Here is a 20951-nt window from a genome sequence, read left to right as displayed (position 1 = left end):
TGTATGGCCTGGACCTGGAAAATAAGTGAGAATGCGGGCCACTGGCGGCCGGCAAATCGCGCCTATCATATCCAAGATTCGTCACTAGCTTAAGGCCCAAGGTGCAAATGAAACGATCTGCTTTCTTTATTTCCGACGGCACCGGCATCACAGCCGAAACCCTCGGCCAAAGCCTCCTGGCGCAGTTCGAAAACATTACCTTCAGCAAATTCACGCGGCCATACATCGACAACGCGGATAAAGCGCGGGCCATGGTACAACAAATCAACAAAGCCGCCGAAACCGACGGCTTTCGGCCGATCATCTTCGACACCATTGTCAACCAGGACATCCGTGAGATCCTCGCAACGTCCAATGGTTTCATGATCGACATTTTCTCGACCTTCCTGGCGCCTCTTGAACAGGAATTGACCGAGCATTCTTCCTACACCGTCGGCAAGTCCCATTCGATTGGCAGCAACTCCAATTACATGGAGCGGATCGAAGCGGTCAACTTCGCCCTCGACAACGACGACGGTGCGCGCACGCATTATTACGACAAGGCGGACCTGATTCTAGTGGGCGTGTCGCGTTGCGGTAAGACGCCGACGTGCCTGTACATGGCCATGCAATTCGGCATTCGCGCGGCCAACTATCCGCTGACCGAAGACGACATGGAACGCCTGCAATTGCCAGCAACCCTGCGTGCCCACCAGCACAAACTGTTCGGCCTGACCATCGACCCGGACCGCCTCACCGCGATCCGTAACGAGCGCAAGCCCAACAGTCGCTATTCGAGCTACGCCCAGTGCGAATTCGAAGTGCGCGAGGTGGAGAATCTGTTCCGTCGCGAGAACATTCCGCACATCAATTCCACGCATTTTTCGGTGGAAGAGATTTCGGCGAAGATTCTGGTGGAGAAAGGTGTGGAGCGGCGGTTCAAGTAGTGCTGTAGCGCCCGTTATACCGCTATCGCGAGCAGGCTCACTCCCACAGTTGATCTCTGTCGTACATAAACTTTGTGTCCACTGGGGATCAACTGTGGGAGTGAGCTTGCTCCGGGCGGCGTTCCGACGATGAACGATCACTCAGTCTCAGCCAAAGCTCCCGCCAACGCTTCAAACCCTTGAAGCAACAACCGATCATCCCCCGCCGAATTACACACACTCGCCCTGATAAACTGCGGCACCGCCCCCTGCCCGACCGCAAACGATTCAGCCGTCGCCACCAGATAATTATTCGCCTTGAGCTCCTCAGCAATCTGCGAGGCCCGCCAAGGCTTGGGCACTTCGATCCAGAAGTGCGGGCTATGCGGATGGGTTTTGTACGGCAAACCTTCCAGCAAACCACTGACCAACGCCTTGCGCCGACCGATCTCGGCAATCTGCTGGCCCAGCAACTGCTCGGCCATGCCGTTTTCTATCCACAGACTCGCCACCTCCAATGACAACGGGCTGGCCATCCAGCACGTCCCGCGTACGGCTGCGCTCAAGCGTCCGATCAACGGTTGCGGCGCATGCAGGTAACCGACCCGCAAACCCGCCGAAACCGCCTTGCTCAGACTGCCGATCAGCACCGAACGCTCCGGGGCGAAATGGCTCAAGGGTAACGGTCGCTGTTGAGCCAATACCGCGTGGGCTTCGTCTTCAAAGATCAACAGATTGTGCTGCCGACAGACCTCTGCAATCGCCTCCCGCCGTGCGACGGACATCACCGCAGCCGTAGGATTCTGGATTGTCGGTGTGCAATACAGCGCCGACACACGATGATTGCGGCAAACCTCATCCAGGGCATCGGGCACCAGGCCTTCATCATCGATCCCGACGCCGATGAGTTTTATCCCGAGCTGGCGCGCGACTCTGATCAACCCCGGATAGGTCAGGTGTTCCGTCACCAACGTATCGCCCGCCTTGAGCAACCCCATCAAGGCACACAACAGGCCGTGCTGGCCGCCGTTCACGCAAACGATCTGCTCGGCATTCGGGACAAATTCTTTATGCCTGAGCCATTGCGCGCCCGCCGCACGATAGCGTGGCAAACCGACGTCGACGGTGTAGCCGCTGATGTGTTGCAACGCCTCAGCATCAAGGGACAACGCTTGCAGGCTCCGACTCAGAAAAAGCGCTTCCTGCCCCGGAATCGGTTGATTGCGGCTCATGTCAAAAAACGCACGAGGCTCATTGCTGACATTGCGAAAGCCACCGTCCCGCGGTCGCTCCATTCCGCGCTGACGCACATAGGTGCCGTCTCCTACGCGAGCGACCACCAATCCCACCCGTTCGAGTTCACCATAAGCGCGGCTGATGGTACCGATGGTCACACCAAGGCTCTCCGCCAACAGGCGATGCGGCGGCAATTTGCAGCCGGACTCTATAACCCCTTCAGCAATGCCTTTCTCAACGGCGTCGGCGAGGCGTTTGTATTTCACACCCAGACCGTTCGCCAGGCCGTCGCGCAGGATTGACACCGTGGCAATACTTGTTTTGACAGTCATTGCAGCCCCGAATAGCGTGCTTGAAACAGGTTCAATCAGGGATAGACCTTTTGCAGAAGGAGGTCAATTCCGACGATAAAAGGAGTCCGATCATGTCCATTGCCATCAACGCACCTTCACCTATTGCCAAACCCTGGCTGGCCGCCCTGGTCACCAGCGTGCTGTTCCTGATCGTATGCCTGAGCTGGGGCACCACGTGGCTCGGGATCAAGATTGCCGTTGAAAGCGTGCCGCCGCTGACCGCCGCCGGCCTGCGGTTCCTCATCGCCTTCCCGCTCTTTCTCGGCTTCGCCCTGATACGTCGTGAGCCGCTGCTGTTTCCCAAGGAAAGTCGCTGGTTTTTTATCTTTGTCACGCTGTCGTATTTCAGCCTGCCGTACTACTTGCTCAACTACGGCGAGATGCACGTTTCGTCCGGCCTGACGGCGCTGCTGTTCAGCTGCATGCCGGTGTTCATCCTGCTGTTTTCCTCGCTGTTTCTGCGGGAGAAAATCTACCCCTCGCAAGTGCTGGGCATAGCCATCGGCTTCGGCAGTCTGTTCATGATCATCCGCAGCCAGGGGCTGCATCTGGACCATGCCGAAATGTTCGGGGTGTTGGCGATCCTCTGCGCGGCGGTGATGCATGCACTGTGCTACGTGGTGACGAAAAAACACGGCACGGCGATCAGCGTGATTACCTACAACACGCTGCCAATCGGCATCGCCGGGCTGATGCTGTTTGCCGCCGGGTTGAGTGTCGAAGCACCGGAGTTCGGCGCCATCACCGCGCGTTCGTGGAGCGCCCTGCTCTATCTGGGGCTGGTGGCGTCGGTGGGCGGGTTTATCGTTTACTTCCTGCTGCTCAAGCGGCTGAGCCCGATCATTCTGTCGTTTGTGTTCATCATTTTTCCGGTGTTCGCGGTGATCATCGGTGCCTGGTACGAGGGGCAAACCGTGTCCCAGGAATTGATGATGTACTCGGTGATTCTGCTGACGGGGTTTGCGATCACCAAGTTGCCGATCGAAAAATGGTTTAACACCTGAAGCCCCACCTCTGTAGGAGCATGCTCCTACAGAGATTTGCATCAGATTACGAAGAGGTCCATGAAGCGGTTCACCGGTGTCGCTTCAAGCTTCGCCTGGTCCTTGCACAACGCAAAAATCTCGGCGCTGCGCTGGGCGGTGAAGCGCGTTGCCAGGTTCGCCCTGAACTTGTCCTCCAGCAGCGGGATGCCGTCGGTGCGGCGACGGCGATGGCCGATCGGGTACTCCACCAACACGTTTTCGGTGCTGGTGCCGTCCTTGAAAAACACCTGTATCGCATTGGCGATGGAGCGCTTATCGGCCTCCAGGTATTCGCGGGTGTAGCGCGGGTCTTCGACGATGACCATTTTGTCGCGCAGCACGTCGATGATCGGGTGCGCCGCGTGAAAGACGTCCTCGTACTGCTCGGCCACCAGATTGCCGAACGCCAGCGGCACGGCTGTCATGTACTGGATGCAATGGTCACGGTCCGCCGCATTGGCCAGCGGGCCGACCTTGGAGATGATGCGGATCGCCGATTCGTGAGTGGTGATAACGATTTTGTCGATTTCGTGCAGGCGATTTCTGACTTGCGGATGCAACGTCACGGCCGCTTCGCAGGCCGTTTGCGCGTGGAACTCGGCCGGGAAGCTGATCTTGAACAGCACGTTTTCCATCACGTAGCTGCCGTACTTGCGGGAGAAGCTGAACGCACGTTTGTCTTCAGGCTTGAGCGCCAGGTCGCTGTTGGTGTGGCTGAACAGCACGTCGTAGAAGCCCCATTGTTTCGCGCTGAGTACACCGGGGATGCCCATTTCGCCACGCATCGCGATGTCTGCCAGACGCACGCCACGGCTGGATGCATCGCCGGCCGCCCAGGATTTACGCGATCCGGCATTCGGCGCATGACGGTAAGTGCGCAACGCCTGGCCGTCGGCGAACGCATGGGACAGCGCCGACAACAACTGCTCACGATTGGCGCCCATCAGCTTGGCGGTGACCGCGGTCGAGGCGACTTTCACCAGAATGACGTGATCCAGGCCTACACGATTGAAGGAGTTTTCCAGCGCTATCACGCCCTGGATTTCATGAGCCATGATCATGGCGTCGAGCACCGCGCGAACGGTCAGCGGCGCGTCGCCATTGGCCAGGCGTTTTTGCGACAAGTGATCGGCCACCGCGAGTATGCCGCCGAGGTTATCGGACGGATGGCCCCATTCGGCCGCGAGCCAGGTGTCGTTGTAGTCGAGCCAGCGGACGATGCAGCCGATGTCCCAGGCGGCCTTGACCGGGTCGAGGCGATAACGGGTGCCGGGGACGCGCGCGCCAAACGGGACAACGGTGTCTTCCACCATGGGGCCGAGGTGTTTGGTGCACTCAGGGAAGCGCAAGGCCAGCAAGCCGCAACCCAACGTGTCCATCAGGCAGTTGCGGGCGGTGTCGAGGGCTTCGGCGGACTGGATCTTGAAGTTGAGGACGTAGTCGGCAATGTCCTGCAGGACCGTGTCGTAGTCGGGGCGGTTGTTCTGGTCGACGTTGGTGCTCATGTTCGATTCACTCTTGAAGTGGTTCGTTGATGGGACCTCGGTTCAGGGGCAATCTTGGTTGGTTACAACATTCTTATTGTTGAAATGCAGTCCCCTGTGGGAGCGGGCTTGCCCGCGATGGCGGCGTATCAGCCAGCATAGATGCCGAATGTGAAGGCCTCATCGCGGGCAAGCCCGCTCCCACAGGGTTTTGTGTTCATCTCTGGATTGGGATCAGAAAGAATCGCCCGGCACGCGGACGTAACCTTCCATCAACACCCGCGCACTGCGGCTCATGATGGCTTTGTTCACGGTCCACTCGCCGTTCACCAGGCTCGCCTCAGCACCCACACGCAACGTGCCGGACGGATGCCCGAAGCGCACGGCATTGCGTTCGATACCGCCCGCGGCGAGGTTCACCAGCGTGCCGGAAATTGCCGCCGCCGTACCAATCGCCACTGCCGCCGTGCCCATCATCGCGTGGTGCAGTTTGCCCATGGACAGCGCGCGCACCAGCAGATCGACATCAGCCGCCGCAATCGCTTTGCCACTCGAAGCAACGTAGTCCGCAGGCTTGGCCACAAAGGCAACCTTGGGCGTGTGCTGACGCTTCGCCGCTTCGTCCAGATCCTTGATCAGGCCCATGCGCAATGCGCCGTAAGCCCGAATGGTTTCAAACATCAGCAACGCTTTCGGATCGCTGTTGATCGCGCTTTGCAGCTCGGTGCCGGTGTAACCGATGTCTTCGGCATTGACGAAAATCGTCGGAATACCGGCATTGATCAGGGTCGCCTTGAAGGTTCCGACGCCAGGCACTTCGAGGTCATCGACCAGGTTGCCGGTAGGAAACATCGAACCACCGCCGCCCTCTTCTTCCGCTGCCGGGTCCATGAATTCGACCTGCACTTCAGCGGCCGGAAAGGTCACGCCGTCGAGTTCGAAATCACCGGTTTCCTGCACCTCACCATTGGTGATCGGCACGTGGGCGATGATGGTCTTGCCGATGTTGGCCTGCCACACGCGAACCACGGCAACGCCGTTGTGCGGGATGCGGCTGGCGTCCACCAGACCATTGCTGATTGCAAACGAACCGACCGCCGCCGACAGGTTGCCGCAATTGCCGCTCCAATCGACGAAAGGCTTGTCGATGGACACCTGACCGAACAGGTAATCGACGTCGTGATCGGCCTTGGTGCTTTTCGACAGAATCACGGTTTTGCTGGTACTGGAGGTCGCGCCACCCATGCCGTCGATTTGCTTGTCGTACGGGTCGGGGCTGCCGATCACGCGCAGCAACAAGGCATCGCGCGCCGGGCCTGGAACCTGTGCCGCTTCAGGCAGATCTTTCAGGCTGAAGAACACGCCTTTGCTGGTGCCGCCGCGCATGTAGGTGGCAGGGATTCTGATTTGAGGTGCGTGAGCCATGATGTTCCTTTTAGGATCAGGCGAGGCCGCATGGCCCCGCCCGAACTCATCGTGTTAAACGGCAACCGCCGATTCTTCGAGGAAGTCCTGAGCGAAGCGTTGCAGCACGCCGCCGGCCTCATAGATCGACACTTCTTCGGCGGTGTCGAGGCGGCAGGTCACCGGCACTTCGACGCGTTCACCGTTCTTGCGGTTGATCACCAGCGTCAGCTCGGCACGCGGGGTGCGCTCACCGATCACGTCGTAGGTTTCGCTGCCATCGATGCCCAAGGTCTTGCGGTCGGTGCCCGGTTTGAACTCCAGCGGCAACACGCCCATGCCCACCAGGTTGGTGCGGTGAATGCGCTCGAAGCCTTCGGCGGCAATCGCTTCCACACCCGCCAGACGCACGCCTTTGGCCGCCCAGTCGCGGGACGAACCCTGACCGTAGTCGGCGCCGGCGATGATGATCAGCGGCTGCTTGCGTTCCATGTAGGTTTCGATGGCTTCCCACATGCGCATCACTTTGCCTTCAGGCTCGACACGAGCCAGCGAGCCCTGTTTGACCTTGCCGTTTTCCAGAACCATTTCATTGAACAGTTTCGGGTTGGCGAAGGTGGCGCGTTGCGCGGTCAGGTGGTCGCCACGGTGAGTCGCGTAAGAGTTGAAGTCCTCTTCCGGCAAGCCCATTTTCGCCAGGTATTCGCCGGCGGCACTGTCCAACATGATCGCGTTCGAAGGCGACAGGTGATCGGTGGTGATGTTGTCCGGCAGCACCGCCAGCGGACGCATGCCCTTGAGCGGACGCGCCCCGGCCAGCGCGCCTTCCCAGTACGGCGGACGGCGGATGTAGGTGCTCATCTCGCGCCAGTCGTACAGCGGCGTCACTTTCGGACCGGTGTCTTCATGGATGGCGAACATCGGAATGTAGACCTGACGGAACTGCTCCGGCTTGACCGAAGCCTTGACCACCGCGTCGATTTCTTCGTCGCTCGGCCAGATGTCTTTCAGGCGGATTTCCTTGCCGTCGACCACACCCAGCACATCTTTTTCGATGTCGAAACGGATGGTCCCGGCGATGGCGTAAGCCACCACCAATGGCGGCGAAGCGAGGAAGGCGTTCTTGGCGTATGGGTGGATCCGGCCATCGAAGTTGCGGTTGCCGGACAGCACAGCGGTGGCGTACAGGTCGCGGTCGATGATTTCTTGCTGGATCACCGGGTCCAGTGCGCCGGACATGCCGTTGCAGGTGGTGCAAGCGAAGGCCACGACGCCGAAGCCGAGCTGTTCCAGTTCGGTGGTCAGGCCGGCTTCGTCCAGGTACAACGCCACGGTTTTCGAACCCGGCGCCAGGGACGATTTGACCCACGGCTTGCGGGTCAGGCCGAGCTTGTTGGCATTGCGCGCCAGCAGGCCGGCGGCGATCACGTTGCGCGGGTTGCTGGTGTTGGTGCAACTGGTGATAGCGGCGATGATCACTGCGCCATCCGGCATCTGGCCAGGAACGTCGTCCCACTGGCCGGAGATGCCTTGGGCGGCGAGGTCCGAGGTGGCGACGCGGGCGTGCGGGTTGCTCGGGCCGGCCATGTTGCGCACTACCGAGGACAGGTTGAAGGTCAACCCACGCTCGTATTGCGCATTCTTCAAGCTGTCAGCCCACAGGCCTGTGGTCTTGGCGTAGTTCTCGACCAACTGCACCTGCTCGTCTTCACGGCCGGTGAGTTTCAGGTAGTCGATGGTCTGCTGGTCGATGTAGAACATCGCGGCGGTGGCGCCGTATTCCGGGGCCATGTTGGAGATGGTCGCACGGTCGCCGAGGGTCAGCGCGGAGGCGCCTTCGCCGAAGAACTCCAGCCATGCGCCAACGACTTTTTGCTGACGCAGGAACTCGGTCAGCGCCAGCACCATGTCGGTGGCGGTGATGCCCGGTTGCAGCTTGCCCGTCAATTCGACGCCGACGCTTTCCGGCAGACGCATCCACGACGCGCGGCCAAGCATTACGCTTTCAGCTTCCAGGCCGCCGACACCGATGGCGATCACGCCCAGTGCATCGACGTGTGGAGTGTGGCTGTCGGTGCCGACGCAGGTATCGGGGAACGCCACGCCGTCGCGCACCTGGATCACCGGAGACATTTTCTCCAGGTTGATCTGGTGCATGATGCCGTTGCCCGGCGGGATCACATCAACGTTCTTGAAGGCCTTTTTGGTCCAGTTGATGAAGTGGAAACGGTCTTCGTTGCGACGGTCTTCGATGGCGCGGTTCTTCTCGAACGCCTCCGGATCGAAACCACCGCGTTCGACGGCCAGGGAGTGATCGACGATCAATTGCGTCGGCACCACCGGGTTCACTTGCGCCGGGTCGCCACCTTGCAGGGCAATGGCGTCACGCAGGCCGGCGAGATCGACCAGCGCGGTCTGGCCGAGAATGTCGTGGCACACCACGCGGGCCGGGAACCATGGGAAGTCGAGGTCGCGTTTGCGCTCGATAAATTGCTTCAAGGATTCGGTGAGCGTGGCCGGGTCGCAGCGACGCACCAGGTTTTCCGCCAGCACGCGGGAGGTGTACGGCAGAGTGTCGTAGGCGCCGGGCTGGATGGCCTCGACAGCCGCGCGGACGTCGAAGTAATCCAGATGGCTGCCGGGCAGCGGTTTGCGGAATTCAGTATTCATCGTCAAGACTCGGTCACGGTGGTTACGAAGGGTGGGCGCCTGGCGCAGCTATTGAAGCAAACACGATCCACTGTGGGAGCGGGCTTGCCCGCGATGACTGAGTCATATCCGACAAAGATGTCGACTGACCCACCGCTATCGCGGGCAAGCCCGCTCCCACAGGGTTATTCGTTTTGCCCAGTAACCATTACCGGCGCCCTCCCATTCAGCGTTGTTCGATTGGCACGAACTTGCGCTGTTCGACGCCGACGTATTCGGCGCTCGGGCGGATGATGCGGTTGTTGGCACGTTGTTCGAACACGTGCGCCGCCCAGCCGGTCAGGCGCGAGCAGACGAAAATCGGGGTGAACAACTTGGTCGGGATGCCCATGAAGTGGTACGTCGACGCATGGTAGAAGTCGGCGTTCGGGAACAGCTTCTTCTGCTCCCACATGGTTGCGTCGATGGCTTCGGACACCGGGAACAACACGGTGTCGCCCACTTCCTCGGCGAGTTTTTTCGACCAGCCCTTGATCACCTCGTTGCGCGGATCGTTGTCCTTATAGATCGCGTGACCGAAGCCCATGATCTTGTCCTTGCGCGCAAGCATGCCGAGGGTGCCTTCGACGGCCTCTTGCGGCGAGCTGAAGCGCTCGATCATTTCCATCGCCGCTTCGTTGGCGCCGCCATGCAGCGGACCGCGCAGCGAGCCGATGGCCGCCGTGATGCACGAATACATGTCCGACAGGGTCGAGGCGCAAACCCGCGCGGTGAACGTCGAGGCGTTGAACTCGTGCTCCGCGTAGAGGATCAGCGAAACGTTCATCACTTTAACGTGCAACTCGCTCGGCTTCTTGTCGTGCAGCAGGTGCAGGAAGTGGCCGCCGATGGATTGTTCGTCGCTCACGCAGCTGATGCGTTTGCCGTCATGGCTAAAGCGATACCAGTAGCACATGATCGCCGGGAACGCGGCGAGCAAACGGTCAGTCACATCGTGTTGTTCAGAGAAGTCTTTCTCCGGTTCGATGTTGCCCAGGAACGAGCAACCGGTGCGCATCACGTCCATCGGGTGGGCGTCGGCAGGGATGCGCTCCAGCACTTCTTTCAGCGCTTGCGGCAGATCGCGCAGCTTGCCCAGTTTGCTGATGTAAGCGGCGAGTTGGGTTTGGGTCGGCAGTTCGCCGTACAGCAGCAGGTAGGCCACTTCTTCGAACTGTGCGTCAGCCGCCAGTTCGCGAACGTCGTAGCCACGATAGGTCAGGCCTGCGCCCGACTGGCCCACGGTGGACAGTGCGGTTTGCCCGGCAACCTGACCACGGAGCCCGGCGCCACTGAGTACTTTTGCTTCGGCCATTGCTGTCTCCAGTTTTTCTTGAATTTGTCAGGGAATCTGCAATTTCTAAACGGTTATCTCACTTCGTAGCAGCTGTCGAGCAGCGCGAGGCTGCGTTCGGCTGCGCAGCAGTCGTAAAACCTGCTGACGCGATCGCCTGGCTTGGCGAGTCCTTCGGCCTCGAACGCAGCCTCGCGTTGCTCGGCAGCTGCTACATAAACAATTACTTCTTCGCGGCAAACAACGCATCGAGCTTCTGCTCGAAGGTGTGGTAGTCGATGCGATCGTAAAGCTCCATGCGGGTCTGCATGGTGTCGATCACGTTCTGTTGCGTGCCGTCGCGGCGGATCGCGGTGTAGACGTTTTCCGCCGCCTTGTTCATCGCGCGGAACGCCGACAGCGGGTACAGCACCAGTGACACATCGGCAGCGGCAAGCTGCTCGGTGGTGTACAGCGGCGTCGCGCCGAACTCGGTGATGTTGGCCAGGATCGGCGCTTTCACGCGGCTGGCGAACAGCTTGTACATGTCCAGTTCGGTGATGGCTTCCGGGAAAATCATGTCGGCGCCGGCCTCGATGCATGCGGCGGCGCGATCCAAAGCGGATTCCAGACCTTCCACTGCGAGGGCGTCGGTACGGGCCATGATCACGAAGCTGTCGTCGGTGCGCGCATCAACGGCGGCCTTGATCCGATCGACCATTTCCTGCAAGGACACGATCTCTTTATTAGGACGGTGACCGCAGCGCTTGGCGCCGACCTGGTCTTCGATGTGAATGGCTGCCGCGCCGAACTTGATCATCGACTTCACGGTACGGGCCACGTTGAACGCCGAGGAACCGAAACCGGTGTCCACGTCCACCAGCAGCGGCAGGTCGCAGACGTCCGTGATGCGACGCACGTCGGTCAGCACGTCATCCAGGCCGGTGATGCCCAGGTCCGGCACGCCGAGGGAGCCGGCAGCCACCCCGCCACCCGACAGATAAATAGCCTTGAAACCGGCGCGCTTGGCCAGCAGCGCGTGGTTGGCATTGATCGCGCCGACCACTTGCAGCGGATGTTCGCTGGCGACCGCATCGCGGAATCGCTGGCCTGGAGTGCTCTTGTTGGAACTCATGACTCACCTCGTTGAGTGGCTGTCTGGTTGGCGCCGTCCTGATAGTGACGAGCGATATTGCGTTTGGAGGCGCCGATATGGCGGCGCATCAACAACTCGGCGAGCTCACCGTCACGGTCGGCGATGGCGTCGAGAATTCGGTGGTGCTCGGCAAAGGCCTGACGCGGACGATTGGGCGTGGTGGAAAACTGGATGCGGTACATGCGCACCAGTTGATAGAGCTCGCCGCAGAGCATCTGCGTCAGGGTGCGGTTGCCGCTGCCCTGGATGATTCGGTAATGGAAGTCGAAATCGCCTTCCTGTTGGTAGTAGCCGACACCGGCCTGAAACGCCGCATCGCGCTCATGGGTTTCGAGGACCCGGCGCAGTTCGTCGATTTCTTCGAGTGTCATGCGCTCGGCCGCCAGACGGCAGGCCATGCCTTCGAGGGATTCGCGGATTTCGTAGAGTTCCAGCAGCTCGGCATGGCTCAACGAAACCACCCGCGCCCCGACGTGCGGTACGCGAACCAGCAGGCGCTGGCCTTCCAGACGGTGGATCGCCTCACGTAGCGGCCCGCGGCTGATGCCATAGGTGCGCGCCAGTTCCGGCTCGGAGATCTTGCTGCCCGGGGCGATCTCGCCCTTGACGATGGCCGCCTGAATGCGCCGGAAGACGTTCTCGGAAAGCGTCTCTGAATCGTCTTGGGCAATGACCGGGGGATCGAGTTGATCCAGCATATTGTCGACACCTTGAAAGCGGATGCCGCAAAAACTAGCGAATACAGGTCGATTAGTCAAAGAGAAAATCGGTATTGTCGACAATCGTCTAATAACCGCCCGCACCATAACAAAGCAGCACTGTGGTTTATAGCCACCCGCCAGCGCTGGCGCCATAAAACCACCGTGCTAGAATGCCGGCCGCATTTGTTTGTGACATCTGCACTGCTTGTCATAAACAGTTGATAGGCATACGAGGGAGCTTGCGCAGCGATGCCAGGGCCTTGAATCGAAATACGGACCGCTGCGCACCAGGATTTATGAGACTCAAGCCCTTCCCCACCTTCCTTTATCTTCTTTGCCTGCCCGGTTTTGCCGCGGCAGGGGAAAAGACTGTCTACGGCCTCAACGAGTACGCCTCCCTGGACGGCATCAACCTGGAAGTTGCCGCCAAACTCGACACCGGGGCGAAAACCGCGTCCCTGAGCGCCCGAGACATCAAACGCTTCAAACGCAATGGCGAGTCCTGGGTGCGCTTCTATCTGGCCATTGACGCTGCGCACTCACACCCGATCGAACGGCCACTGGCCCGCGTCAGCAAGATCAAGCGCCGGGCCGGCGACTACGACCCGGAGGAAGGCAAGAAGTACACCGCCCGTCCGGTGATCGAGCTGAATATCTGCATGGGTTCGGCTTTACGCAGTATCGAAGTGAACTTGACCGACCGCAGCGCCTTCCAATACCCGCTCCTGATCGGCTCCGAAGCGCTAAAACGCTTCGATGCGCTGGTCGACCCCAGTCTTAAATACGCTGCTGGCAAACCCGCCTGCGCCACCGACGCTCATACCGCAGAGTAATTCCAATGCGCTCTCTTACCCTTCATCTGAAATTCCTGATCGCCATCCTGGTGGTGCTGGGTATTTCAGTCACGGCCTATCAGATCTTCGTGCTCGGCATCCCCGTGACCGAAGACGCTACCGACGACTTGTGGAACATCGACGCCAAAGTCGAGTTCGTCGCCAGTACCAAGGACCCGGTCAAGATCCAGATGTTCGTGCCGCCGCTAAGCCGCGATTACGTCAGCCTCAACGAGAGTTTCATTTCCAATAACTACGGCGTGGCCGTGAACCGTGTCGACGGCAACCGCAAAGTCACCTGGTCGGCACGTCGGGCCAAGGGCAATCAAACGCTTTATTACCGCCTGGTATTGACCAAGCGCTACACCGGTGAAAAATCCAAGGTCAAAGGGCCGACCTTCCGTGACAGCATCGCCGTCGAAGGCGCGGAAAAAGTCGCCGCCGAAGCCCTGCTGGCACCGATCCGCCAGCACTCGGCCGACGTCGAAACCTTCATCGGCGAAGCCATCAAGCGTGTCAACAATCTCAACGACGACAATGTGAAGCTGTTGCTGGCCGGCGATCCGTCCCCCGGGCACAAGGCGAAAATCGTCGAATTGGTGCTGTCCATCGCGCACGTGCCGGTGGAAAAGGTCCACACCATTCGTCTGGTGGCCGACCAGCCGCAAATGCCGGAACTGTGGTTGCGCAGTTTCAACGGCACCGACTGGCTGTACTTCAACCCGGAAACCGGTGAACAGGGCCTGCCGACCGATCGCCTGCTGTGGTGGACCGGTGACGAAAACCTGATCACCGTCGATGGCGGCAAGAAGGCCAACGTGACCTTCAGCCTGAACAACAGCGAAATGAACGCGATTCGCCTGGCCAAGCTGACCGACGAAAACACCGACGCCAACTTTCTCGAATATTCGCTGTACGGCCTGCCGCTGCAAACCCAGCAGACCTTCATGATCATGGTGATGATCCCGATCGGCGTGCTGGTGATCCTGATCCTGCGCAACCTGATCGGCATTCAGACCCTCGGCACCTTTACGCCGGTGCTGATCGCCCTGGCATTCCGGGAAACCCAGCTCGGCTTCGGCATCATGCTGTTTACGGTCATCACGGCGCTGGGCCTGTCGCTACGCTCCTACCTTGAACACTTGAAGCTGCAAATGCTGCCGAGGCTGTCGGTGGTGCTGACGTTCGTGGTGGTGCTGATCGCGGCGATCAGCCTGTTCAGCCACAAACTCGGCCTGGAGCGCGGTTTGTCGGTGGCACTGTTCCCGATGGTGATTCTGACCATGACCATCGAACGCCTGTCGATTACCTGGGAAGAACGCGGTTCCGGCCACGCCATGAAAGTGGCGATCGGTACGCTGTTCGCCGCGTCGCTGGCGCACCTGATCATGAGCGTTCCGGAACTGGTTTACTTCGTGTTCACCTTCCCGGCGATCCTGTTGATCCTGGTGGGCTTCATGCTGGCCATGGGGCGTTATCGCGGCTACCGCCTGACCGAACTGGTGCGTTTCAAGGCCTTCCTGAAGAAGGCTGACGCCTGATGTTCGGCTTCTGGAAGACCTGGAAGGCCCTGGAAGCCCGGGGCATCATGGGGATCAATCGGCGTAACGCAGACTACGTGCTCAAGTACAACAAGCGCAGTCTGTACCCGATTGTCGACGACAAGATCATCACCAAGGAACGCGCCATCGCCGCCGGCATTCATGTGCCGGAGCTGTATGGCGTGATTTCCACCGAGAAAGAAATCGACAACCTCGACGCCATCATCGGCGGGCGCAACGACTTCGTGATCAAACCGGCCCAGGGCGCGGGCGGTGACGGCATCATTGTGATTGCCGACCGTTTCGAGGGCCGCTATCGCACGGTGTCCGGCAAGATCATCAGCCATGAGGAAATCGAGCACCATATCTCCAGCATCCTGACCGGCCTCTACTCCCTGGGCGGTCATCGGGATCGGGCGCTGATCGAGTACCGCGTGACCCCGGACCAGATCTTCAAGAGCATCAGCTACGAAGGCGTGCCGGACATTCGGATTATCGTGCTGATGGGTTACCCGGTGATGGCCATGCTGCGGCTGCCCACCCGCCAGTCCGGCGGCAAGGCCAACCTGCACCAGGGCGCCATCGGCGTCGGTGTAGACCTCGCCACCGGCCTGACCCTGCGCGGCACCTGGCTAAACAACATCATCACCAAACACCCTGACACCACCAACGCAGTGGACGGCGTGCAACTGCCCTACTGGGACGGTTTCATGAAACTTGCCGCGGGCTGCTATGAGCTGTGCGGGCTGGGTTATATCGGTGTCGACATGGTGCTGGACCAGGAAAAGGGGCCGCTGATTCTCGAACTCAACGCCCGGCCGGGGTTGAACATTCAGATTGCCAATGATTGCGGGCTGACATTGCGCACCCATGCGGTTGAAGCGCGGCTGGAAGAGTTGAAGGCTCGCGGGGTTGTTGAGACGGTGGAGGAACGGGTTGAGTTCGTTCAGGAAATGTTTGGGCATATTCCGGCGGTTGAGGGCTGAAACCCTTACATCGATCGTTCCCACGCTCCGCGTGGAAATGCCGCCACGGACGCTCTGCGTCCGCCTGTGACGCGGAGCGTCACGGGATGCATTCCCACGCAGAGCGTGGGAACGATCAAACAGCCTTCTATCTAGCAATCCCCGACATCCCCTCTAGGAGCAATTCCCCGAGGAGACTACAATCGCCACCCCGCCTCGATGGCTGATCTGCCCCGCCCATGTTGACCTGTTCCGTACACCCGCTGCCCTATTGCGCCAACCCCGCCGAGTACTTCGCGGCGATTCGTCACGCCCCCGGTGCCGTGCTGCTCGACAGTGGCCGGCCGAGTGCCGAGCGTGGACGTTATGACTTGCTCAGTGCCTGGCCGCTGGAGCAAATAGCGGTATTGCCTGACGAAAGTGGCAGCGATTTCCTGCAACGCCTTCGCGACAATCTGACACGACTCGGTGAAGCGGCTGTTCCTTACGATTTGCCCTTCGCTGGCGGCCTGATCGGTTACCTGAGCTACGACTTCGGTCGGCATCTGGAAAACCTGCCGAGTCAGGCGCAGGACGATCTGCAGCTACCCGACGCACGTTTCGGGCTGTATGACTGGGCACTGATCAGCGATCACCAACTGAATACAAGTCAGTTGGTTTTCCACCCGTCGCTGGTCGACAGCGAACGTCAGCGTCTGATCACCCTATTCAGTGAGCCTCCCGCTGAAGCAGTCGAGTCTTTCAAGTTGAAAGCCCCGATGAAGGCCGACCTGAGCGCTGACGAATATCGCCAGGCGCTAGAACGCATTCAGCAGTACATCCAGGCCGGCGATTGTTACCAGGTCAACTTCGCCCAGCGTTTCCGCGCGCAGTGCCAGGGCGATCCATGGGCCGCGTATTGCGCGCTGCGGGCAGCGTGCCCGACGCCGTTTTCCGGTTTTCAGCGTTTACCCGACGGCGGCGCAGTGTTGAGTCTGTCACCAGAACGCTTCGTCAAAGTCAGCGAACGCCATGTGGAAACCCGGCCGATCAAAGGTACCCGCCCTCGCGGACTGACCGCTGCCGAAGATGCGGCGAACGCCGCCGAACTGCTGGCCAGCCCCAAGGACCGCGCGGAAAACCTGATGATCGTCGACCTGCTGCGCAATGACCTCGGCCGTACTTGCCGTATCGGGTCGGTGCGGGTGCCGGAGTTGTTCAGCCTGGAAAGCTACCCGAACGTGCATCACCTGGTGAGCAGCGTGACCGGTGAGCTGGCGGATGACCGGGACGCCCTGGACCTGATCGCTGGCAGCTTCCCGGGCGGCTCGATTACCGGCGCACCAAAAATTCGCGCGATGCAAATCATCGACGAACTGGAGCCCACGCGTCGTGGGTTGTACTGCGGGTCATTGCTCTATCTGGACGTGCGCGGCGAGATGGACAGTTCGATCGCGATTCGCAGCTTGTTGGTGAAAGATGGGCAGGTGTGTTGCTGGGGCGGTGGCGGGATCGTCGCGGACTCGGAGTGGCAGGCCGAATATCAGGAATCGATTACCAAGGTGAAAGTCCTGCTCGATACCCTGCAAAACCTCTAGCTTTTGTGGCGAGGGAGCTTGCTCCCGCTGGGTGCGAAGCACCCCCAAAACCAGACGCCGCGCACCTTCAGATAGAACGCATGCGCCGGTTTTACGACTGCTGCGCAGCCGAGCGGGAGCAAGCTCCCTCGCCACAGGTTGTGCTTACAAACTCAAAGCCCGGTTCGAAGCCTTGATGAATTCCTGCTTCAGCTCCTCAAAACTGTGCACCGCCGGGAACTGCGGAAACTCGCGAATCACATTGTCCGGCGCATGGAACAGAATTCCCGCATCCGCCTCGCCCAGCATCGTGGTGTCGTTGTAGGAATCCCCCGCCGCGATCACCCGGTAGTAAAGGCTCTTGAAGGCCAAAACCGACTGGCGCTTGGGATCTTTCTGACGCAATTGATAGCTCGTCACCCGACCGGAATCGTCCGTAATCAGACGATGGCAGAGCAAGGTCGGGAAGCCCAGTTGACGCATCAGCGGCTGGGAGAACTCGTAGAACGTGTCCGACAGAATCACCACCTGAAAGCGCTCACGCAGCCAGTTGACGAACTCGATGGCGCCGTCCAGCGGCTGGAGCGTGGCGATTACTTCCTGAATGTCGGAGAGTTTCAAGCCGTGCTCGTCGAGAATCCGCAGACGCTGCTTCATCAGCACGTCGTAGTCGGGGATGTCCCGGGTGGTGGCCCTGAGGGACTCGATCCCGGTTTTTTCGGCGAAGGCGATCCAGATTTCCGGGACCAATACACCTTCAAGATCCAGACAGGCAATTTCCACAAGACACTCCCATTTGTATTGATTATTGAGTCGAGCGAGCAAAAGGACTGCCGAACTCTAGCGATTCAGGCAAGCCTGCGCAACGCAGAGGGCGCGCCAGCGGCCGCAGGATTTTGTTACCATCAGCCCCATATAGAGCGCCCAGCGCCACCGACCTGTAGGAAGCCGCCCTGATGAGCCCAACGTTCGACGTCGTGGAACTCGCCACGACCTATGCCAACAAATCCGCCCAGGACATCCTGAAACTTGCGTTCGCCGAGTTTGGCGATGACCTGTGGATATCTTTCAGCGGCGCCGAAGACGTGGTGCTGGTAGACATGGCCTGGAAGCTGAACAAGAACGTCAAAGTGTTCAGCCTCGACACTGGCCGCCTGCACCCCGAGACCTATCGCTTCATCGATCAGGTGCGCGAGCACTACAAGATCGACATCGAACTGGTGTCGCCGGACTACACCAAGCTCGAACCCTTCGTGAAGGAAAAAGGCCTGTTCAGTTTCTACAAGGACGGCCATGGCGAATGCTGCGGCATCCGCAAGATCGAGCCGCTACGTCGTAAGCTCTCGGGAGTGGCGGCCTGGGCCACCGGGCAGCGTCGGGATCAAAGCCCTGGCACTCGCAGCGCCGTCGCAGTGCTGGAAATCGACACCGCGTTCTCCACCCCGGAACGCACCCTCTACAAATTCAACCCGCTGGCACAAATGACCAGCGAAGAGATCTGGGGCTACATCCGCATGCTCGAGCTGCCGTACAACAGCCTGCATGAACGAGGGTTCATCAGCATCGGCTGCGAGCCCTGCACCCGCCCGGTATTGCCGAACCAGCACGAGCGCGAAGGTCGTTGGTGGTGGGAAGAAGCGACGCAGAAAGAATGCGGGCTGCATGCGGGCAATATCATCAGCAAATCCAAGGAATAACCCCCCAGCCTTGTGAGATCCAATGTGGGAGTGAGCCTGCTCGCGATGGCGGGCTGACATCCAACATTGATGGTGACTGCTACACCGCTATCGCGAGCAGGCTCACTCCCACAGGGGCTGTGCAGCCCCTGTAAATGTGTACACAGGAATGTCACCATAGGTGCCATTTGTGTGTGCACTTTTAATTTCAGCGCCCCAAAAAGTTACACGCCCCTGCCCTGACTTCCTCAGTCGACATTTCCTGAAAATCCCGCTGAAAAATAAATACCTGTTCAAACAGTCAATTTATATTGCCTTTATTTCAGTCACTTATCGCCTACTGATAACAAAACGAAATTAGCGATGAAATTCATAGATCGCTGACTGGCATGGATCTGGCTTAAGTGCATACATGTTTTGTATACAATCATTTCAAAACATACACACACTTTAGATCCGCAAGCCTGAAGCGCCCTATCCCGTACAGGCTGCAGATGCCCCGTAACCAATGATGCTGATTGCCCGCGACGAAGATTTGTCGAGCCAACGCTCATGCACAGTCATCGCGACGCCAAGCTCGGAGCCTGCCGGAATGCGTACTAGTCTTTCCAACAACATCGCGCTGGATCTGCCCTCCTCCCCACCTTCAACCTCTCACGACCAAACGTTTGACGAACCCGTCGTACTCAGCCCTCGCCTGCACAACCAGGACCTGGCGCCGACCAAGGCCGAAGGTCGACGCTGGGGCCGCTACAGCATCTTCGCCCTGTGGACCAACGACGTTCACAACATCGCCAATTACTCATTCGCCATCGGGCTGTACGCCCTCGGACTGGGCGGCTGGCAAATCCTGCTGTCCCTGGGGATCGGCGCGGCGCTGGTGTATTGCTTCATGAACCTCTCCGGCTACATGGGACAGAAGACCGGTGTGCCGTTTCCTGTCATCAGCCGGATCAGTTTCGGCATTCACGGGGCACAGATTCCTGCATTGATCCGTGCCGTTATCGCCATCGCCTGGTTCGGGATTCAGACGTACCTGGCCTCGGTGGTCTTTCGAGTACTGCTGACCGCCATTCATCCAGGCTTCGCCGACTACGACCACAACTCGATCCTCGGCCTATCGAGCCTGGGCTGGGTGTGTTTCGTGGCGATCTGGTTCGTGCAACTGGTGATTCTTGCCTATGGCATGGAAATGGTGCGGCGCTACGAAGCATTCGCCGGCCTGTGATTCTGCTGACCGTCGCCGCCCTCGCCGCGTGGATGTACTTTCAGGCCAATGCGACCATCGCCTGGTCGATCCGCGAACCACTGACCGGCGGCGAGATGTGGCGCAACATCTTTGCCGGCGGCGCGTTGTGGCTGTCGATCTACGGCACGCTGATCCTCAACTTCTGCGACTTCGCCCGTTCTTCGCCGTGCCGCAAGACCATCAAGGTCGGTAATTTCTGGGGCCTGCCGGTGAATATTCTGGTGTTCGCCAGCATCACCGTCCTGCTCTGCGGCGCGCAATTCCAGATCAATGGCCGGATCATCGAAAGCCCGACCGAGATCATCGCTTCGATTCCCGACACCTTCTTTCTGGTGCTCGGTTGCCTGGCGTTCCTGATCGTCACCGTGGCGGTGAACATCATGGCCAACTTCGTCGCCCCGGCCTTCGTACTGAGCAACCTGGCGCCCAAATACCTGACGTTCCGCCGCGCCGGGCTGATCAGCGCGACCATCGCGGTGCTGATCCTGCCGTGGAATCTCTACAACAGTCCGCTGGTGATCGTGTATTTCCTGTCCGGCCTTGGCGCCCTGCTCGGCCCGTTGTACGGGGTGATCATGGTTGACTACTGGCTCGTACGAAAAGGTCAGGTCAATGTGCCGCAGTTGTACAGCGAAGACCCCAACGGTCCTTATTACTACAGCCGTGGAGTCAATTTACGCGCCGTCGCGGCGTTCATTCCTGCCGCGCTGATCGCCATTGTCCTGGCGCTGGTACCCGGCTTCGACAGCGTATCGCCTTTCTCCTGGCTGATCGGTGCCGGGATTGCCGGGATGCTCTACCTGATCATCGCCAAACGGCAGCCCCATTACGCCGACGTCAGCGGCGAAGCCATCGCCGTCGATAACGTCAGCCATTAATCCCTTGGCGGCCCGGCACCGTCGGGCC

15 protein-coding genes and 1 pseudogene are annotated in these 20951 nt (G+C 59.7%); 8 read left to right on the top strand and 8 right to left on the bottom strand.

Annotated features, from left to right (window positions below; translation table 11 throughout):
- Nucleotides 1–107: 107 nt before the first annotated feature.
- Nucleotides 108–926 carry a posphoenolpyruvate synthetase regulatory kinase/phosphorylase PpsR gene (gene ppsR / locus BLW70_RS14480; RefSeq protein ID WP_074875012.1) on the top strand — a complete coding sequence of 273 codons (819 nt, stop codon included), beginning with the start codon at nucleotides 108–110 and terminating at the stop codon, nucleotides 924–926.
- A gap of 137 nt (nucleotides 927–1063) precedes the next feature.
- Here ppsR and BLW70_RS14475 read toward each other — a convergent pair whose 3' ends face one another.
- Nucleotides 1064–2473, bottom strand: a complete 1410-nt coding sequence (locus BLW70_RS14475) for an aminotransferase-like domain-containing protein (protein WP_074875009.1) — start codon at nucleotides 2471–2473, stop codon at nucleotides 1064–1066.
- A gap of 137 nt (nucleotides 2474–2610) precedes the next feature.
- Between BLW70_RS14475 and BLW70_RS14470 the strand changes: the two genes are divergently transcribed.
- Nucleotides 2611–3498 carry a DMT family transporter gene (locus BLW70_RS14470; RefSeq protein WP_162493970.1) on the top strand — a complete coding sequence of 296 codons (888 nt, stop codon included), beginning with the start codon at nucleotides 2611–2613 and terminating at the stop codon, nucleotides 3496–3498.
- 41 nt (nucleotides 3499–3539) lie between these two features.
- On the opposite strand, the gene prpD is transcribed toward BLW70_RS14470, so the two are convergent.
- The 6 genes from prpD to BLW70_RS14440 all read right to left on the bottom strand — a co-directional run bounded on the left by prpD (nucleotide 3540) and on the right by BLW70_RS14440 (nucleotide 12219).
- Nucleotides 3540–5024, bottom strand: a complete 1485-nt coding sequence (gene prpD / locus BLW70_RS14465; protein WP_074875005.1) for a 2-methylcitrate dehydratase — start codon at nucleotides 5022–5024, stop codon at nucleotides 3540–3542.
- Between the two features lie 213 nt (nucleotides 5025–5237).
- Nucleotides 5238–6428: a 2-methylaconitate cis-trans isomerase PrpF gene (prpF, locus tag BLW70_RS14460; RefSeq protein WP_074875004.1), complete on the bottom strand. Its 1191-nt coding sequence runs from the start codon at nucleotides 6426–6428 to the stop codon at nucleotides 5238–5240.
- Between the two features lie 54 nt (nucleotides 6429–6482).
- Complete coding sequence (gene acnD, locus BLW70_RS14455) at nucleotides 6483–9077, bottom strand: Fe/S-dependent 2-methylisocitrate dehydratase AcnD (protein WP_074875002.1); 2595 nt, start codon at nucleotides 9075–9077, stop codon at nucleotides 6483–6485.
- 205 nt (nucleotides 9078–9282) lie between these two features.
- Nucleotides 9283–10410, bottom strand: coding sequence for a bifunctional 2-methylcitrate synthase/citrate synthase (gene prpC / locus BLW70_RS14450; RefSeq protein ID WP_074875000.1), 1128 nt, complete (start codon nucleotides 10408–10410; stop codon nucleotides 9283–9285).
- Nucleotides 10411–10612: 202 nt separating this feature from the next.
- On the bottom strand, nucleotides 10613–11503 hold the full coding sequence (gene prpB, locus BLW70_RS14445; protein WP_008146328.1) for a methylisocitrate lyase: 891 nt from the start codon (nucleotides 11501–11503) through the stop codon (nucleotides 10613–10615).
- Nucleotides 11500–12219: a GntR family transcriptional regulator gene (locus tag BLW70_RS14440; protein ID WP_173860498.1), complete on the bottom strand. Its 720-nt coding sequence runs from the start codon at nucleotides 12217–12219 to the stop codon at nucleotides 11500–11502. The genes prpB and BLW70_RS14440 overlap by 4 nt, the downstream gene beginning before the upstream one ends.
- A 302-nt stretch (nucleotides 12220–12521) precedes the next feature.
- On the opposite strand from BLW70_RS14440, the gene rloA reads away from it, so the two are divergent.
- The 4 genes from rloA (at nucleotide 12522) to pabB (ending at nucleotide 17141) form a co-directional block, all read left to right on the top strand.
- On the top strand, nucleotides 12522–13058 hold the full coding sequence (gene rloA, locus BLW70_RS14435) for a retropepsin-like aspartic peptidase RloA (protein WP_074874996.1): 537 nt from the start codon (nucleotides 12522–12524) through the stop codon (nucleotides 13056–13058).
- Nucleotides 13059–13063: 5 nt separating this feature from the next.
- Nucleotides 13064–14599 carry an osmotic stress tolerance membrane protein RloB gene (rloB, locus tag BLW70_RS14430; RefSeq protein ID WP_074874994.1) on the top strand — a complete coding sequence of 512 codons (1536 nt, stop codon included), beginning with the start codon at nucleotides 13064–13066 and terminating at the stop codon, nucleotides 14597–14599.
- Complete coding sequence (locus BLW70_RS14425) at nucleotides 14599–15585, top strand: alpha-L-glutamate ligase-like protein (RefSeq protein ID WP_074874991.1); 987 nt, start codon at nucleotides 14599–14601, stop codon at nucleotides 15583–15585. Before rloB ends, BLW70_RS14425 begins: the two co-directional genes overlap by 1 nt.
- A gap of 218 nt (nucleotides 15586–15803) precedes the next feature.
- Nucleotides 15804–17141 (top strand): aminodeoxychorismate synthase component I, encoded by a 1338-nt coding sequence (gene pabB, locus BLW70_RS14420; protein ID WP_074874989.1) that lies wholly within the window; start codon nucleotides 15804–15806, stop codon nucleotides 17139–17141.
- Nucleotides 17142–17285: 144 nt separating this feature from the next.
- Here the strand turns inward: pabB and thrH are convergent, their stop codons facing one another.
- Nucleotides 17286–17903 carry a bifunctional phosphoserine phosphatase/homoserine phosphotransferase ThrH gene (thrH, locus tag BLW70_RS14415; protein WP_074874987.1) on the bottom strand — a complete coding sequence of 206 codons (618 nt, stop codon included), beginning with the start codon at nucleotides 17901–17903 and terminating at the stop codon, nucleotides 17286–17288.
- Nucleotides 17904–18076: 173 nt separating this feature from the next.
- On the opposite strand from thrH, the gene BLW70_RS14410 reads away from it, so the two are divergent.
- Both BLW70_RS14410 and BLW70_RS14405 read left to right on the top strand, forming a co-directional pair.
- Complete coding sequence (locus BLW70_RS14410) at nucleotides 18077–18817, top strand: phosphoadenylyl-sulfate reductase (RefSeq protein WP_074874985.1); 741 nt, start codon at nucleotides 18077–18079, stop codon at nucleotides 18815–18817.
- A gap of 571 nt (nucleotides 18818–19388) precedes the next feature.
- Nucleotides 19389–20923 (top strand): annotated as a pseudogene (locus tag BLW70_RS14405) (NCS1 family nucleobase:cation symporter-1).
- The last annotated feature ends 28 nt before the right edge of the window (nucleotides 20924–20951 follow it).

The sequence above is a fragment of the Pseudomonas frederiksbergensis genome (assembly GCF_900105495.1).
Taxonomy (GTDB): Bacteria; Pseudomonadota; Gammaproteobacteria; order Pseudomonadales; family Pseudomonadaceae; genus Aquipseudomonas; species Aquipseudomonas frederiksbergensis.
This window is presented reverse-complemented; position numbering and strand designations above follow the sequence as displayed.

What these genes read in the sequence shown, in the direction of transcription:
- prpB (WP_008146328.1), bottom strand. Translation starts at nt 11,503, where the DNA reads ATGAGTTCCAACAAGAGCACTCCAGGCCAGCGATTCCGCGATGCGGTC.
- BLW70_RS14410 (WP_074874985.1), top strand. Translation starts at nt 18,077, where the DNA reads ATGAGCCCAACGTTCGACGTCGTGGAACTCGCCACGACCTATGCCAAC.
- acnD (WP_074875002.1), bottom strand. Translation starts at nt 9,077, where the DNA reads ATGAATACTGAATTCCGCAAACCGCTGCCCGGCAGCCATCTGGATTAC.
- rloA (WP_074874996.1), top strand. Translation starts at nt 12,522, where the DNA reads ATGAGACTCAAGCCCTTCCCCACCTTCCTTTATCTTCTTTGCCTGCCC.
- BLW70_RS14425 (WP_074874991.1), top strand. Translation starts at nt 14,599, where the DNA reads ATGTTCGGCTTCTGGAAGACCTGGAAGGCCCTGGAAGCCCGGGGCATC.
- pabB (WP_074874989.1), top strand. Translation starts at nt 15,804, where the DNA reads ATGTTGACCTGTTCCGTACACCCGCTGCCCTATTGCGCCAACCCCGCC.
- prpF (WP_074875004.1), bottom strand. Translation starts at nt 6,428, where the DNA reads ATGGCTCACGCACCTCAAATCAGAATCCCTGCCACCTACATGCGCGGC.
- prpD (WP_074875005.1), bottom strand. Translation starts at nt 5,024, where the DNA reads ATGAGCACCAACGTCGACCAGAACAACCGCCCCGACTACGACACGGTC.
- BLW70_RS14475 (WP_074875009.1), bottom strand. Translation starts at nt 2,473, where the DNA reads ATGACTGTCAAAACAAGTATTGCCACGGTGTCAATCCTGCGCGACGGC.
- rloB (WP_074874994.1), top strand. Translation starts at nt 13,064, where the DNA reads ATGCGCTCTCTTACCCTTCATCTGAAATTCCTGATCGCCATCCTGGTG.
- ppsR (WP_074875012.1), top strand. Translation starts at nt 108, where the DNA reads ATGAAACGATCTGCTTTCTTTATTTCCGACGGCACCGGCATCACAGCC.
- prpC (WP_074875000.1), bottom strand. Translation starts at nt 10,410, where the DNA reads ATGGCCGAAGCAAAAGTACTCAGTGGCGCCGGGCTCCGTGGTCAGGTT.